Source organism: Micromonospora vinacea (assembly GCF_015751785.1).
GTDB lineage: Bacteria > Actinomycetota > Actinomycetes > Mycobacteriales > Micromonosporaceae > Micromonospora > Micromonospora vinacea.
The window spans coordinates 6,868,188-6,883,110 of record NZ_JADOTY010000001.1; the positions used below are offsets into that span (position 1 = coordinate 6,868,188).

General features: G+C 69.1%; 10 protein-coding genes. 5 read left to right on the forward strand and 5 right to left on the reverse strand.

All coding sequences use genetic code 11. The features are described 5' to 3' along the window. Positions 1-55: 55 nt before the first annotated feature. Positions 56-751, reverse strand: a complete 696-nt coding sequence (locus IW249_RS32005; protein ID WP_269215352.1) for an SDR family oxidoreductase — start codon at positions 749-751, stop codon at positions 56-58. Between the two features lie 7 nt (positions 752-758). Further along, on the reverse strand, positions 759-2,591 hold the full coding sequence (locus IW249_RS32010) for a fatty acyl-AMP ligase (protein ID WP_196924200.1): 1,833 nt from the start codon (positions 2,589-2,591) through the stop codon (positions 759-761). Positions 2,592-2,868: 277 nt separating this feature from the next. On the opposite strand from IW249_RS32010, the gene IW249_RS32015 reads away from it, so the two are divergent. The 3 genes from IW249_RS32015 to IW249_RS32025 all read left to right on the forward strand — a co-directional run bounded on the left by IW249_RS32015 (position 2,869) and on the right by IW249_RS32025 (position 4,584). Further along, positions 2,869-3,597 carry a tetratricopeptide repeat protein gene (locus tag IW249_RS32015; protein WP_196924201.1) on the forward strand — a complete coding sequence of 243 codons (729 nt, stop codon included), beginning with the start codon at positions 2,869-2,871 and terminating at the stop codon, positions 3,595-3,597. A gap of 364 nt (positions 3,598-3,961) precedes the next feature. Continuing rightward, positions 3,962-4,198: a penicillin-binding transpeptidase domain-containing protein gene (locus tag IW249_RS34635; protein WP_231392744.1), complete on the forward strand. Its 237-nt coding sequence runs from the start codon at positions 3,962-3,964 to the stop codon at positions 4,196-4,198. Between the two features lie 104 nt (positions 4,199-4,302). Continuing rightward, positions 4,303-4,584 (forward strand): sigma factor-like helix-turn-helix DNA-binding protein, encoded by a 282-nt coding sequence (locus IW249_RS32025; RefSeq protein WP_196924202.1) that lies wholly within the window; start codon positions 4,303-4,305, stop codon positions 4,582-4,584. Between the two features lie 185 nt (positions 4,585-4,769). On the opposite strand, the gene IW249_RS32030 is transcribed toward IW249_RS32025, so the two are convergent. Next, the gene (locus tag IW249_RS32030; RefSeq protein ID WP_231392745.1) at positions 4,770-6,047 is read right to left on the reverse strand and encodes an MFS transporter; all 1,278 of its coding nucleotides are present in this window, start codon (positions 6,045-6,047) and stop codon (positions 4,770-4,772) included. A gap of 413 nt (positions 6,048-6,460) precedes the next feature. Here IW249_RS32030 and IW249_RS32035 point away from each other — a divergent pair, with 413 nt between their 5' ends. Continuing rightward, positions 6,461-9,346 (forward strand): AfsR/SARP family transcriptional regulator, encoded by a 2,886-nt coding sequence (locus IW249_RS32035; protein WP_196924203.1) that lies wholly within the window; start codon positions 6,461-6,463, stop codon positions 9,344-9,346. Between the two features lie 31 nt (positions 9,347-9,377). Here the strand turns inward: IW249_RS32035 and IW249_RS32040 are convergent, their stop codons facing one another. Both IW249_RS32040 and IW249_RS32045 read right to left on the reverse strand, forming a co-directional pair. After that, complete coding sequence (locus IW249_RS32040) at positions 9,378-10,139, reverse strand: GNAT family N-acetyltransferase (protein ID WP_196924204.1); 762 nt, start codon at positions 10,137-10,139, stop codon at positions 9,378-9,380. Beyond that, a complete protein-coding gene (locus IW249_RS32045) occupies positions 10,123-13,287 on the reverse strand; it encodes an AfsR/SARP family transcriptional regulator (protein WP_307788775.1) in 3,165 nt (1,054 codons plus the stop codon). The genes IW249_RS32040 and IW249_RS32045 overlap by 17 nt, the downstream gene beginning before the upstream one ends. A gap of 227 nt (positions 13,288-13,514) precedes the next feature. On the opposite strand from IW249_RS32045, the gene IW249_RS34640 reads away from it, so the two are divergent. Next, a complete protein-coding gene (locus IW249_RS34640; RefSeq protein ID WP_196924205.1) occupies positions 13,515-14,558 on the forward strand; it encodes an alpha/beta hydrolase in 1,044 nt (347 codons plus the stop codon). Positions 14,559-14,923: the final 365 nt, after the last annotated feature.

Below are 14,923 nucleotides of genomic sequence, written 5' to 3' on the forward strand. Positions count from 1 at the left end.
CGCGCGGCCAGTGGAGTGGCCGTCAACGGAGGGCCCTTTCGTTCGCGCATAAGCGCTATGCGCGTCCGGCATCGAGGGTGAGGTTGACGCCGTTGGCAGCCGGGTTCTCCAGCAGGAACAGGCACCCTTCGACGATCTGCCGCATGGTCGGCAGCTCCCCGGTCAGGGAGATCTTGCGCAAGGGTTCAAGGAGGGCACGCTTGTCCACCCATGCGGGGGTGTCGACGACCGCACCCGGGTGGACCGAGTTGACCCGCACCGGGGCGAGTTCCACGCTCAGGGTACGCACCAGGCCGACCATGCCGGCGTTGACGGTGGACAGCACGGTGGAGCCCGGATACGGGCGGTCCTTCGCCATGCCACCGAACAGCAACACAGCGGCGTCTGATGCGAGTCGGTCGTGCAGAGCGGCCACCACCGCCGCGTAACCGACGATCTTGGTGGTCGCCAGTGTCACCGCCGCCTGCACCGCGAAGGACGCCACGGTATTGCTGTCTCGAATCATCCCCGCAACAGCAAGTCGGTCCACCCGCTCCACCTTGCCGAGCGCGTCCGCCACCGAGTGCGGCTGGGACAGGTCAAGCCCCAAGCCAGAAACACGGCCGCCGGTCTCGGCCGCAAACCGCGCGGCCTCGGCCTCGGCCCGCTCCGCCGACCGCCCGGTGATGATCACCTCGTTGCCCCGCCTGGCGTACTCGGCGGCCAACTCGCGACCGATGCCCTGGGTAGCGCCCACGACAAGGATCCTCATCTTCCTCTCACCTCCCACAACGGTGCGCTGATTTCCGAACCGGCGGCGACCAGCACCCGCCGGTTTCGGGCATCTGTTCGGCGATTAGGGCGCGGGCCTTCACCCGCTGCACCTTGCCGCTCGTGGTCACCGGAAGTCCACCGGTGCGCATCAGCACGATCGCAGCGACGTCGACGCCGTGCTCGGCTTTCACCGCTTCACGGATCACGGACTCGAGCTCCGCCCGCCGCTGCGCGGCGAGCGGAAGCGGGAGCCGGACCTCCGCGGCGACGACAAGGTGGTCGCCGCTCTTCCCGTACGGCAACACGGCGCACCGCCGCCCGTGCAGCGTCGGGGAGCTGCGTTCGACGGTGTGCTCGACGTCCTCGGGGTGCAGCAGCCAGCCGTCGATCTCGATCAGGTCGGCGAGCCGGCCGGTGACGAACAGTTCACCCTTCCAGAGGAAGCCGCGATCGCCGGTGCGCAGGTGCGGCTGCTCGTCGAAGCCAGCCACCCGAGCCTCGAAAACGGCGGAATTGTCGTCACGTTGCCAGTAGCCGCAGGCGACGCTGGGGCCGTGTACCCAGATCTCCCCGAGCACGCCCGGCCCGCAATCGACCAGTGTCTCCGGGTCGACAATCCGCACCGTGAGTCCCTCGGGCCGCTGACCGCAGCCGACCATCGGCCAGCCCGCCACGGGTTCCTCGACGGCGACCCCGTTCTGCAGGGACTCACGGTCGAAGCGGACCGTCCGCGGCGTGTCGCCGTCCCGCACCCCGCTGACAAAAACCGTGCCCTCGGCCAGTCCGAAACACGGCGCCATCGCCTCCCTGGGGAAACCGGCCGGGCCGAAGTGCTCGGCGAACCGTTCCACAGTGTCCGGCCGCACGGGCTCGGCAGCGTTGAGCACGACTCGCATCGAGCTGAGGTCGAGCCCGGCCGTCTCGCTGGCGGGCACCCGCTGCACACAAAGGTCGAAGGCAAAGTTGGGCGCACCCGTGAGGTTGCCGCCGACCTCACCGATCGTGCGCAGCCACACGCCGGGATCCTTCACGAAGCTCATCGGCGGGATCAAGGTTGCCGTCCCGGCCCGGAGCACGGTGAACATCAGCAGCGCCAGGCCCATGTCGTGGAAGTGCGGCAACCAGCAGACCATTTGCAGATCACGGATCGGCGGCGCGATCGACCGGGTGAACTCGTCGAGCATGCGCAGATTTTCGAAGTAGTTGCGGTGGCTCACCAGCACGCCCTTGGGTGAACCGGTGGAACCCGACGTGTACTGGAGCACCGCCACCTCGTGGGCAGCCGGTTCCGGTGCGAGGCTGGCCTCCATCGCCTGGCCGACCGTGACGCATCGGCCCGGGAACGCTTCGGCGAGTTCCTCGACGGTGACGGTCATCGACGCCTGCGCATGTGCCGCAGTGCGTTCACCCGCCCGGCCGGGGGGCACCGGCACCGCCACCGCGCCGGCGTACCAGCAGCCGAACAGAGCCGGCAGGAAGTCCACGTCGGTCGGGAACGACAGCACGACGCGATCCCCCGGGGCGACGGATCTACCGAGCAGTCCGGCCACGGCGCGCGCCCGCTGGTCCACCTCGGCCCAGGTGAGCATGTGCCCCCCGACGCGTACGGCCGGCCGGTCACCATGCTCGTTCGCGTTCCGCCCCAGAAGCTGAGCAAGACTTACCAGATCCCCCTGCATGGACTCCCCCTCGATAGCTGGCCAGGATCCGAAGGTCTCATCCCGACTCCGATTCGACGACGGCAGGACTCCGGCATTCCCGATGCTCTCGGTTTTCGACTCGACGGTATCGGGGGGCACTGGATCACCAGTTGACGCGCGCGGGGCCTCTATCCACATTCACATAACTCCCGCCTTCCGTAGCCGGCCTGGTCGTGACGAAAGCGGGCGCGTCGAATGTGCGCGGAGCAGCACCGGTGCATGCGAGTAAGAGTCTGTCAAGTCGGTCGGACTACCGTTCTTGGTTTGTGCGCGGGCCGGTTTGGCACCAGTCAGCGCAGACAGGTCCGAAGCGCTCACCGGAATCGGTATTACGTCGGTCCGCGCATGTCGGGAGAAGCCGTTTACGGCTGCGGTGACCTGCCGAACGGCGATTGGCGAATATGAGGAAACGTCCGTGAGTTTCAGTGAGAATGTCCGTTCGGCCTTCCGACGCGGTGAGACCGATGCCGTTGTGCGCATGAGCGGGGCCGAGGTCGAGCGCGCCCAGGCGGCTGGCGACCCGGCCGGCGAGGTGGAGGCCCGGTACAGCCTCGCCAGGGTCGCCCTCCGCGGCGGTGACCTGCGCGGCGGAGAGGCCCGCGCCCGCGAGGCCCTGGACGTCGCGCTGCGCTCCCGCAACCGAAGCCTCGAGGAACGACCGAGGCACGTGTTGGCCGCCGTGGCCCGCATGTCCGGCGACCTCAGCCGTGCCCGGGTGCTCTACCAGGACAGCATTGCCCTCAACGAGGCTCTGGACCAGCCCAGGATGGTCGTCTCGGAAACGCACAATCTCGCCCTCTGCGAGTTGGGGCTGGGCAACCTCGACGTGGCGAAGAGGCTGATGGCCGAAAGCCGCGAGCGGGTCTTTCGAAACGGCTGGGCCGACTTCGTGCCGTACGTCTGCGTGGCGGGTGCCGCGCTCGCCTCCGCCGAGGGCGACCATGCCCGCGCCGCCCGCCTGAGCGGCGTCGCGGAGGCCGCGTTCGCGGCGCTCGGCCAGATACCGGACCCCGACGACGCTGCCGACCTCACCGCCGTGCGTACCGCTGGGGTGAAGGCGCTCGGCGTGAACGCATTCGCTTTGGAGCGCGCACGAGGTAAGCACCTCGATGCGCGTACGGCGCTCGACGAGGAGCACCCCTGACCGCAGGGTCCACCGGGCAGGGCAGCTCCCGATCGAGGAGACTCCGCGTGATCCACCCGTCCCACCCATCGTGGGCAGGCCGCCTCCGGTTTCGGGGATCGCTCGTCGCGCTCGCCGTGACGGTGTTCGCCGGCGGTCGGCTGACCGCCTGGCACGGTCTCCGCGAACGGGTCCCGCGTCGAGCAGGCCGCCGCCGTGTTCGGGCAGGGCACCACCGTGGTCAGCCCGCTCGCCATGACCGCCGTCACGACGGTCGTCGCCCGGGGGCGCTTCGAGCAGCCGAAGCTGCTGCTGGACCCAGCCCCGGACACGCCGGCCGCCGATGTCGACCTGAGGCCGGCGTCGGTCAAGGGGGGTCCGGGCCATGAGGCACGAGGTGGTCACCGCCGGCACCGGCGCTGCGCTCGAGAATGCGCCCGGCAAGCCGGTATACGGCAAGACTGAAAACGCCGAGTACGACAACAACCCGGCCCACACCCACTCCTGGTTCGTCGGCTGGCAGGGCGACGTCGCGTTCGCCGTTTTCGTGGAGGGTGGCGGATCCAGCACCTGGTCCGCCGTCCCGATCGCGGAACGCTTCCTCCGCGCCCTCCCCCGTTGACACGTGCCGTACCCGAGCCTGAACCGATCACGGGCATGCCTCGTGTGGATGTCGAACGGCTTCCGGATCGCCTGGGAGCCGGTAGACCCAGTGGAGAACCCCGGATGATGCGCAAGCACTTGACTCCCTTCGTCGCCCTGCTGGCCGCCGGCGCGGTGTTCGACGTCCACCAGCCGGATCACGCGGACGCCGCCGTCGCCACGGCCGAGGCGATCGCGCTGCTGCGTCAACTGTCCGAGGAACATCGCGCGGTACTCCTGCACACCTACCTGGCGGGACGGACGACACACCAGACAGCCCGCGTACTCGGGGTTCCGGTCCGCACGGTCAGGTCCCGGCACCGCCACGCACTGTCCACCCTGCGGGCGAGTCTCCTGACACCATGACCGGCAGCGTCCGGGTACGGCGGCGCTGGCGCACCCGGTGGTTCATCTGGCCGCGAAGCCCTCGTGGTCACCGTGAGCCGGGGATCATGCCGGTGCGTCCTCTCTGCTGGTGATCCACAGCCGTGATCGCCACGTGGACGGCGCCGGTGGACGGTCGGCCTCGGTGCCGCCCACCGGCACGACCGTCAGGCGGATGTCACAGCCGACCTGCTCCGCCCCACGGTGGTGAGGTAGAGGATCAGGCCCGCGGTGGTGAGGGCGAATCCCGCCCACACTGTGGAAAGGGTCCCCCACCCGAGGCCGAGGGTGACGGCGCCACCGATCGCGCCGAGCGAGTTGGCGAGGTTGAGGGCGGCCAGGTTGAGGGCGCCCATGAGGGCGGGCGCGTCGGGCGCGAACCCGGTCAGCCGCACCTGGATCGTGGGGATGGCGAACATCATGCTCGCTCCGACACCGAACAGCGCCGGCAGGAGGATCAGGATGTTGCTGCCGGCAAGGCCGATCGCCACGAGCACCACCAGCACGTAGCTGAAGCCGTAGATCAGCGGGCGGCTGCCGTGCCGGTCGGCGGCCCGGCCCCCGTAGTAGTTACCGACGGCCATGCCGAGGCCGAAGACGGCGAGGGCGACGGGGATGAGCGACGGGCGCTCCCGCGCCGCGTCGGTGACGAACGGCCCGATGAACGTGTAGACGGCGAAGATGCTCGAGATTCCGAGCGCCGCTACCGCGACCATGAGCCAGACGTTGAGCCGCCGCAGGGCGCCGAGTTCGCGGGCCACGGAACTGCCGCGCAGGTCGTCGGTGCGGGGCAGCCACGCCAGCAGCGCCGCGCCGGCCAGCAGACCCACACCGACCACGGTCCAGTAGGTCGTGCGCCATCCGAAGTGCTGTCCCACGAAGGTGCCGAGCGGTGACCCGATGATGGTGGCCACGGTCAGACCGCCCATCACGGTGGCGAAGGCCTTCCCGCCCTTTCCAGGACCGTAGACGTAGGCGGCCACGACCGCCCCGGCGCCGAAGAACGCACCCTGCACGCTTCCCGTGATGAACCGGAAGACGACGAGGGTCGCGATGGTGGGGGCCAGCGCCGAGAGCACGTTACCGACCAGGAAGAGCGCGATCAGGCCGAGCAGAAGGGTGCGGCGGTTGGCGCGGGCCGCGAGGAGGGTGATCGCTGGTGAGCCGATCATGACGCCGAACGCGTAGGCGCTGATCGCGTACGTCGCGACCGGGATGGACGCGCCCATGTCGGAGGCGAAGAGTTGGATAATTCCGTTGCTGCCGAACTCGCCGGTGCCGATGGCGAAGGTGCCCAGAGTCAATGCGAACAGGGTCAGCCCGCGGCCGCGACCCGACGCCGCGGTGTGCCGGCTCTCCTCGGCGGCGCACTGGGATTCGTACGCCTTGTTGTGCAATCCGGCATGAGCCGGGGCGAGCAGGCTTCTGCTACCTGACGCAGTCATGGTGCCCGTCCTTACTGGGAGTTACATTTCCGGGCACATACTGGCGACGGCCTCTTGACGGCCTCTGGGTTCCGGTCCACCGAGCGTCCAGTGGGCCAAGCGCCTCGGGCGACATGGGCGTCGTTGTTGTCGCCTCATCACATTCGCGAGGTTTCCGCCCCGCTCCGCCCCCAGTCCGACGGCTGTCTGTTTCGCTGGCGACGAAAGGGCTGGTCAGCGAGGCGGACGTAGACTTGGCGGCACCGCCGGCGACGAGATTTTCGTGATCCGTTAACCGCAGTCCGCCCCTGACGGGTCACCCGGAACAACAGCAGGAGATTGAATTGTCGAACCCGGCCGGTGCCCTAGCCGTCCGCGCCAACGACGGACCAGGTCCGGCCGGCGGCACGCTGCACTTTGAGATCCTGGGGCCCTTGCGGCTCTGGCGCGACGGCGTCGAGGTCGACGCCGGGCCCCGGCAGCAGTGCTACCTGCTGGCCCTGCTGCTGGCTCGGGCCGGGCGGCCGATCAGCACGAGCGAGCTGATCGAACTCGTCTGGGGCGAGGACGCTCCGTCCAGCGCCCCCAACGTCATCCACAAGTACGTCGGCGCGCTGCGGCGACTGATGGAACCCGCGCTCCCACTGCGAGCGACCGGCTCGTACCTACGGCGCCACGGCGACGGTTACCTATTCGCTCCCGCCCCGGGCATGCTGGACCTGGTCAGTTTCCGTGAACTCGCCAACGCCGCCAGGGCTCGTCTCGCCCTGCGGCACCGGGACGAGGCACTGGACCGTTACGTCGAGGCGCTGGGGCTCTGGCGCGGACCGGCGGGCGACACGTACGCCTCCGGGACCTCCGCGACGTCGATCTTCTCTGGGCTCGACCGCGAGTTCTTCGACGTGTGCGTGGCCGCGGCCGACCTGGCGGTATCGCTGGGCCATCCGGAGCGGGTGCTGCAACCCCTGCGGCTGGCCGCCTCGATGGCGCCGCTGCACGAACCCATCCAGGCGAGCCTGATCTCCGCCCTGGGCGCGGCCGGCCACCAGGCCGAGGCACTGGAGGTGTTCCGGACGGCACGCCTCCGCCTCGTCGAGGACCTGGGCATCGATCCCGGCGAGGCCCTTCGGGCCGCGCACCGCCAGGTGCTGAGCCAGACGCCGACGTCGGCGGTGGTAAACGGGGCCGGCGGCGAGACGCAGGCATTCGATCAGTTCCCACCGATGCCGCTGGTGCGGCCGGCGCAACTACCACCCGACCTACCCACCTTTGTCGGCCGCACCGACGAACTCGCGGCTCTCGGCGGTCTGCGCGACGACCTGGGCGACACCCGACGGACCGGTCCGCTGATCGTCGCTCTTGACGGAATGGGCGGGGTCGGCAAGTCCACGCTGGCCGCGCACTTCGCCCACCTGGTTAGCGGCGAATTCACCGACGGCCAGATGTACCTGGACCTGCGCGGTGACCAGGCCGAGGTCGGGAGCGCGTCCACCGAGGATGCCCTGGGGTCGCTGTTGTCCTCTCAGGGTGTCCACGTGTCCAGCGTTCCGGAGACGCTCGCGGCGCGCGTCGGCATCTACCGCAGCCTCACCGCCGGCAAGCGTGTCCTGGTGCTCCTTGACAACGCACGGGACTCGGCGCAGGTACGCCCGCTGCTGCCGAACTCGACGGAGAGCCTGGTCCTCGTGACGAGCCGCAATCCGCTCGTCGAGCTTGCCGCCCTCGACGGAGCCCACCTGCTGCACCTCGACCCTCCGGACATGGAGACCGCCCGCAGGCTGGTCCGGCGCCGGCTCGACCGTGCGCCGAACCGTCCCGTTCCGGACACTGCCGCGCCGGCAGGCATCCTGGACGAGATCATCGAGTTGTGCGGTCGCCTGCCGCTGGCGTTGGCGATCCTGGCTGGGCGACTGAGCGCTCGGCCGCGGCTTTCCCTCGCGACCGTGGCTGCGGAGCTCCGCGACGGCACGCAGCGGCTGACGGCCTTCTCCGGCAGCCAGGGCGTGCGCGACCCCCGAACCGCGTTCGCCTGGTCGTACCGCCAGCTCAACCCGGAGGCCGCCCGTCTCTTCCGGCTGTCCTCCGCGGCCATGGCGCCGGGCATCTCGGCCGAGGCGTTCGCCAGCCTGTCGGAAACTCCGCCGCGGGTCGCGCACGCCGCATTGCGGGAACTCGCCGACGCGGCGTTGCTGGACGAGGACGACAAGGGCCGGTTCACGTCGCACGTTCTGGTCAAGGCGTACGCGCAGGAGCTGTTTCTACAGGAGGAGTCCGCGTCGGACCGGGATGCGGCGATCAGCCGGCTGCTGCAGCATTATTTGCACAGCAGTTACCACGCGGCGATCGTGCTGGCGCCGCAGGGATCGATGGTCGCCCCGTCGCCGGCGCCGGCCGGTGTCGTTGTGGAGCGGCCCACCAGCTACGGCGACGCGATGCGATGGTTCGAGAACCACTGCGACGTGTTACCCGAAGCGGTACGGCTCGCCACCGACGGAGCCTTCGGCGTCGTCCCGTGGCAGCTGGCCCTCGCCATGCAGCAGTGGTTGCAGCGCAGCGGGCGATTCCACGACTGGCAGGATGTCATGCGGCTGGCACTGACGTCCGCCCGCGACCGGGGGGATCGGATCGGCGCGGCACGGGCCATGCGGAGCCTGGCCGACTCCTGCTACTACTTCGCCGCCAACGAGGAGGCCCTCGACCTGCTCTCGCGGGCCCAGGAGATCTTCGCGGAGCACGGCATGTTCGCGGAACAGGCAATGGTCCATACGAGCTTGCACCGGATCCACAGTAAGCTCGGCCGGCACGAACGTGCGCTCGAGGAGACCGACAAGGCGCTGGTTCTGTACCGGACGGCCGGCGTTGAGCAGGGTGAGATCTGGTCCTCGGCGGCCCGGGGACGCTCGCTCGTCCGGCTCGGCGCGCTCGACGAGGGCATGTCCTGCCTGGCAGACGCGCTCGCTCGCAACGCCAACGCCGAGTGGAAGACAGACGAGGCCGACATCCGCATCGGCATCGCCGAGTGTCTTGGTGAGATGGGCCGTCCGCGCCAGGCCGTGGAGCAGCTTGCGCAGGCGGTCGAGGCGGCCGTCGAGGCGCAGAACCGCATCGGCGTCTTCCAGGCGTCGATCCTGCTCTGTGAAGCGAGGCTGGATCTCGACGACGTGCCGGGCGCCTGCCAGGAATGGCGGAACGCCTGCGACGCCATGCACTCGATGCAGAACGGCGGAACCCGGACCATGCGCGACAGGGTCTGCGACATGGGCGACAGGTTGCAACATGTCACCGAGTTCTACCCGCGATCCCAGGACACCCAGCGGTAGCCCTTCCGGCGTCAGCGGCCGGAATCGACGGTCACCGTGCCGTGAAGATGGTCCAGCTGGTCACCAGACGAAAGCCCATCGACTCGTAGAGCGGCCGGCCCATCACGCTGGGCAGCAGGTAGGCCCACTCGGCGCCGGCGGCGACGCCATCGTGCAGCACGGCCTCGGTGATCGCCCGGCCCAGGCCGCGACCCCGCGAGGACGGAACGACGGCGATGTTGTAGACGCCGATGGCGTCGGACGTCCGGATGCCGAAGCCGGTACCGACCGGCCGTCCGGACTCTTCGGCCAGGTAGCCGGCCATGGAGGCGGCATCGAGGACGCCTCCGCCCATGAGTGGACCGAAGATACTCTCGGGAGCTTCGAAGCCCTGGGCGAGGACCTCCGTGTAGATGTCGCTCTTCACCGCGCCGACCTGGCGCACCAGTTGGCGCTGTGCCGCGCTCGACCGGAACACGAGGTCGCCCGCGGCGCAGGCCAGCAACGGCACATCGCTGCGCTCGACCAGCCCGTGCCGGGCCGCGAGATCGACGACGTCGTCACCCGCAGCACGCCGGACCATGATTGACCATCGCACGCCCTGACTGCCGACCTCGGTCGCCATCTCGTTGAGCGAATCGAGATCCGGTTCCGCCGTCATGTCGTAGGCGGCATTCAACAACGGCACATCACTGCGGGTCACCGCCGCGCGGGCGGTGCCTCCCTCGGCGTACCAGCCCTTCGGAGTCACACCCACGAGTGACTCGAAGGCGTCAAGATAGGCTGCCGTCATCCGATCAGCGGTGCTGCGCATCGCCGTTCCCTTCCTGGTCGGCCGGCATCTTCTGTGCCAGCTGGGCAAACCGATCCCGCAGTCGCTCCGGCCCGCCGTCCGGGAAGCTGTCGAGCACGAGTCCGGCTCGCGTGAACACCTCAACTGCCTCCGCGATGTCACCGACGGACATCAACAGTTCGGCGAGCTGGTGCAGTGCCTCGAACTCGTTCGCTCGGTGACGCACAAGTCGTGAGGTGTTGGCCGACAGCTCGAGCTGCTCCACCGCCTCCCGGACGCGGCCCGTCTGCGCGAGGTTAGAGGCGATGGCCATGCGCGTCTCACCCTCCACCGCGGTCAACGTCGCGTCCCAGCCGGCCTTGAGTTCGCTCCGGATCTGCTCGTGGAGTTCGAGCGCCCGCTCGAGCATATGGGCCGACTCCTCGAGCCGCCCGAGACGGGCAAGCGACCTACCCATCGACAAGAGGCTCAGGGTCACGGGACGGCGATAGCCGATCTCGCGGTAGCGGGCCACTGCCTTCTCGCCGTGTACCAGCGCCTGCTCGTGCCGGCCCAGCGCCTCGTACACCCACTGCAGGTTGGCGTGTGCCATGGCCTGCTCCAGAGGCATGGCCCTCTGCTCGAAGATCCGCAGGGCTGCCGCCAGCAGGTCGAGCGCGTCCTGGTTGGCCCCGAACGACCACCGGGCGCCGGCCAGGCTGCGCAGGGTGTGCGCTTCGCCGACCTCGTCGCCGCTCTCCTGTGCTGCGTGCAGGGCCGAGCGCATGACGTCCTCCCAGTCCTGGAAGTACCCGGCCCACTGCAGGTACTGCTGCATCGTGATGGCGAGTTGCCACGGCACGATGCCGTACCCGAGGGTCTCCGCGAGCCGGACAGCCTCCTTGAGTACCTCGCGCTGCGCGGCGAACCAGGCGAGGGCCTCCTCGTACGTCGCCGGCTGTTCGGGCACGACACCGGGCAGCGCCGGCGACGGCTCGATGGGAATTCGGTGTGGCGCCAGCAGCACCTGGGCGTTGAAACTGCTGTGCAGGTAGTACTGGAGCAGGCGGCTGACCGCGTCCCGGCGTTCCTCCGGCGGCTCGACATCGTGCAGGCACTCCTGCGCGTACGCCTTGACCAGCACGTGCGACGTGAAGCGTCCGTCGTCGTGCTCGGTCACCAACGCCGCCTCGGTCAGCTCCTCGAGTTCGGCGTGCGTCGTGGCCGAATCCTGGCCTGACAGGCTGATGCATGCCTGGGCCGTGATCCCGGGGCTCAGTGCGACGGCCAGCAGTCGGAAGAGTCGCGCGGCGCCGGGACTGAGCTGTCGGTATGACCAGGAGAAGGCCGTACGTGGATCGTGCGCGCCCGCGCCGTGCGGAAACGCCTCCAAGCGGTGCGCGCCGTCCCGGAGGTCGGCGAGAACGGATTCCAGTGACAGTGTGGGACGCGCGGTGAGGCGAGCGGCCAGGATCGCCAGCGCCAGCGGCAACCGTCCGCACAGCTCGATGATCTCGTCCACGATCACGGCGTCCGACTGACCGATCCTGCGTTTCGTCCAGCGTGTAAGCCGGTGCACCAGCAGTTCCCGAGCCGACCGGAGGTCTGGTACGTCGAGGCGCAGCAGATAGGCACCGTCGAGGGCGGCGAGTCCGAGCAGCGGACGGCGGCTGGTGATCAGCACCAGGCTCTCGGCTGAGTTCGGCAGCAGCGGACGAACCTGCGCGGGATCCTGCACGTTGTCCACCAGCAGCAGAATGCGTTTCCCCGCCGTCAAACTGCGGTAGGTTCCGACGCGCGCGTCGAACGTGTCGGGTACCTGTGACGCGGGAACACCGAGTGCGTACAGGACGGAGTGCAGGGCGTCGCCGGCGCGGACAGCCTCGTCGTCGTCCTGCTCGCCCTGGAGGTCGAGGTAGAGCTGACCGTCGGTGAACTCGTCGGCGACGAGACGTGCAAAGTGAGCGGCCAGGGTCGACTTACCCACGCCGCCCATGCCGTCTATCGCCACCACCAACGGGCTGGTTCTCCCGTCGTCGCGCATGCCGGCCACCAGGTCGCCCAGGAGGGCGAGTTCGGTCGAGCGTCCGACGAACTGCGACAGGTCCGGAGGCAGCTGCGCCGGGCGGACCAGTGGCACGACGGGCACGCCGTCGGACCGGACAGCGGGTCCGACGGAGTCCACCGGCTCGGCCTGTGGCAGCGCGGTCTGGGTCAACACCTGGCGGTGAGCGTCCTGGAGAGCGCGTCCCGGGTCTATGCCCAGGTCCCCGACGAGGCGCTCCCGAATCCTCCGGTACACCGCCAACGCCTCGGCCTGCTGGCCGGCTGCGGCGAGTGTCGTCACCAGGCTCGCGTGAACGAGTTCGTGTAACGCGTCCATCTCGGCCGCGAGCCGCAGTGGTGCCAGAACCCGCGACGGCTGGCGCACCTGAACGGCGACCCTGGCTGCGTCGACCACCGCGTCGAAGAACTCGCCCACGATGCGCGCGAAGGTCGCCGCAGCCCGATTGCTGTCCGCCAGGGAGTCTCCCGCGAAGCCACGGCAGAGCTGCAATGCCTCGGTGTAGTGGTCCAGCGCCTCGTCAAGGCGATCCTTGCCCACGCTCGCCTTTGCCTGGGCGACGTGCCAGCGAAACGCGACCAGGTCGAGCATCTCCGGGCCCGCGGTGAAGCGGTACCCGTTGCCGCTGCGCAACAGGTACGACCCGGAGGCTCTCGGCGGCAGGTTGGGCTCGAGAAGACGACGCAACACACCGATGTACTTGTGGATCACGTTGACCGCGCTGGGCGGTGAGTCCGGCCCCCAGATCAGCGCGATCAGATCAGTCGTGCTGATCGGGTGGCCCACGCGAGCCAGCAGGAGCGCGAGCAGGCAGCGTTGCTGCCGTGGGCCGGCGTCGAGTTCGGTGGCGCCCCGCCAGACCCGTAACGGGCCCATGATCTGCAGGCGGAGCGGGCCGGCTTCGCCGTCGCGGGCGTGACCGACCGCTGGGCTCGCCGACCGTGTGCTGCTGTTGAACGGACGGTGATCAGCTGGGGTCATGCACTCGTCCCTAGCGCCGACGCACCAGCCGCGCCTTGGCGAGTCAGACGACCCTCGCCCCCCGGTTCCTGCATGAATTTCCCCCCCGCGTCGCGTTTCTGGTTCGCGGGAACCCCCTGTCACCGCACCCCAGAGCCCTGACACGATCCAAAGCCTCGGATGACGTTAGTGACGCTCAGTGAAGGATCTCTTGACAGCGACTAGACCGACTGCGGCGTGGATCAATTCGGCGCCCGTCAGGCCCGCTCAGGCACCCCGGCCAGACCTCATGAGATCGGCGGTACGCACTTTCTTCAGAATTTGCCCAGTGGGGGTGGGCAGAATGGCGGCCGCACTCATCGGGACGCGACGCATTCGGAAGGAGGGACGTGGTGGACAACCGGGTTCTGCTGGGCGCCCTGAGCGTAGGCCAGACCCTGCCCGACGATCCCCGGAACGGTCTCGCCCGTACAGGTCGCGGCCGCCTCACCCGGCTGGCCCTCGTGCTGACGGCCCTCGTCGCCCTCGTCGTGGTGGGCGTCGTCACGGTGTACGTGTGGCCCCTGCGCAGCGATGGGCTTCAGCGCGCAACGCCGGAGACCCTGAGCTTCGAGTCGGCGAGCGCGCGGGCCGCGCGGGCCGTCATCGCGGAGGCGGCCGACACCGAGGTGCTTCCGGAGTGCCGGAGTCAATTCCTCTCCCACCAGCGTGTGAGCGCGAAGGCCGTTCTCCTGCTTCACGGCGACACCGACTGCCCCCGGCAGTACCGCAGCCTGGCGAAGCTGTTCTTCGACCGGGGATACAACGTGTGGGTGCCGCGCGCGCCAGGACGCGGTGTCGCCGACAGGTCGGCCCACGCGAAGCTCAACGCTGACGAGCTGGTCAGCTCGGCGAACGACGCGTTAAACGTGGCGGCCGGCCTGGGCGACACGGTCGGCGTCGTGGGCATCTCCGGTGGAGGCGTGTTGGCCACCTGGCTGGTCGGCCACCGTCCCGACGTCGTGCATCGTGCACTTCTCCTGTCACCCCTCTACAAACCCAACCCCGCCCGGGTGCCTGACCTCGTCGTCAAGCCATTCGCTGTCCTCTTCGGATTCGGTTTCGTCCCGGACCGGGTCGACGGCGAGGGTTTGTCGTCCGCGGCGATGTCGCAATACCTGCGCATCGTCGGTAACTTCACGATCGATCCGAAAAGCCCGCACCTGCGCGAGTTGGCGATCGTCACCTCGGCGAACGACGACTTCATCGATCTTCGGGCGGCGGCTGACATCCCGAGAGCCATCGCTGATCTGAACGACACCTCCTTCACAGCGCACGAGTGGCCACGCGAGTCCGGAATCGGGCACGACGTCCTCGACCCTGAAGGACTACGGGGTCGGGCCGACGAGATCAATCAGTATTATCTCGATCTCTACGAGGGGAACGAGTGGGCCTGACGCCACGCGGCCCGAGGTCGTCGACCTTCAGCACCGCCGCGACCTCGCTCAGGTCATTGTCCAGTTGATCGTCGCGGCCGGGCAACCGATGCAGCTGGGCTGCGGGATCCCGCGGGCGCAGAGGTCGGCGTGGGACGGTGGAGCAGCCTCGTCCCGGAGCCCATGGAACACGTGCACAGGTACGCCGGCGGCAACCGTGCGCCGACGTCGTCGGAGCGCTCGAACCCGTCGCCGGGCCAACCGCCCGGACCGACGAACGGGGCAGCTCGGCCTTCTGGCGCTGGCTATGCCCGCCGACTCGCTTCGGTGGCAGCGGCTCGTGCCGCTCGTTGTCGCCCCGCTGGCGACATTGGCCGCAGCGCATG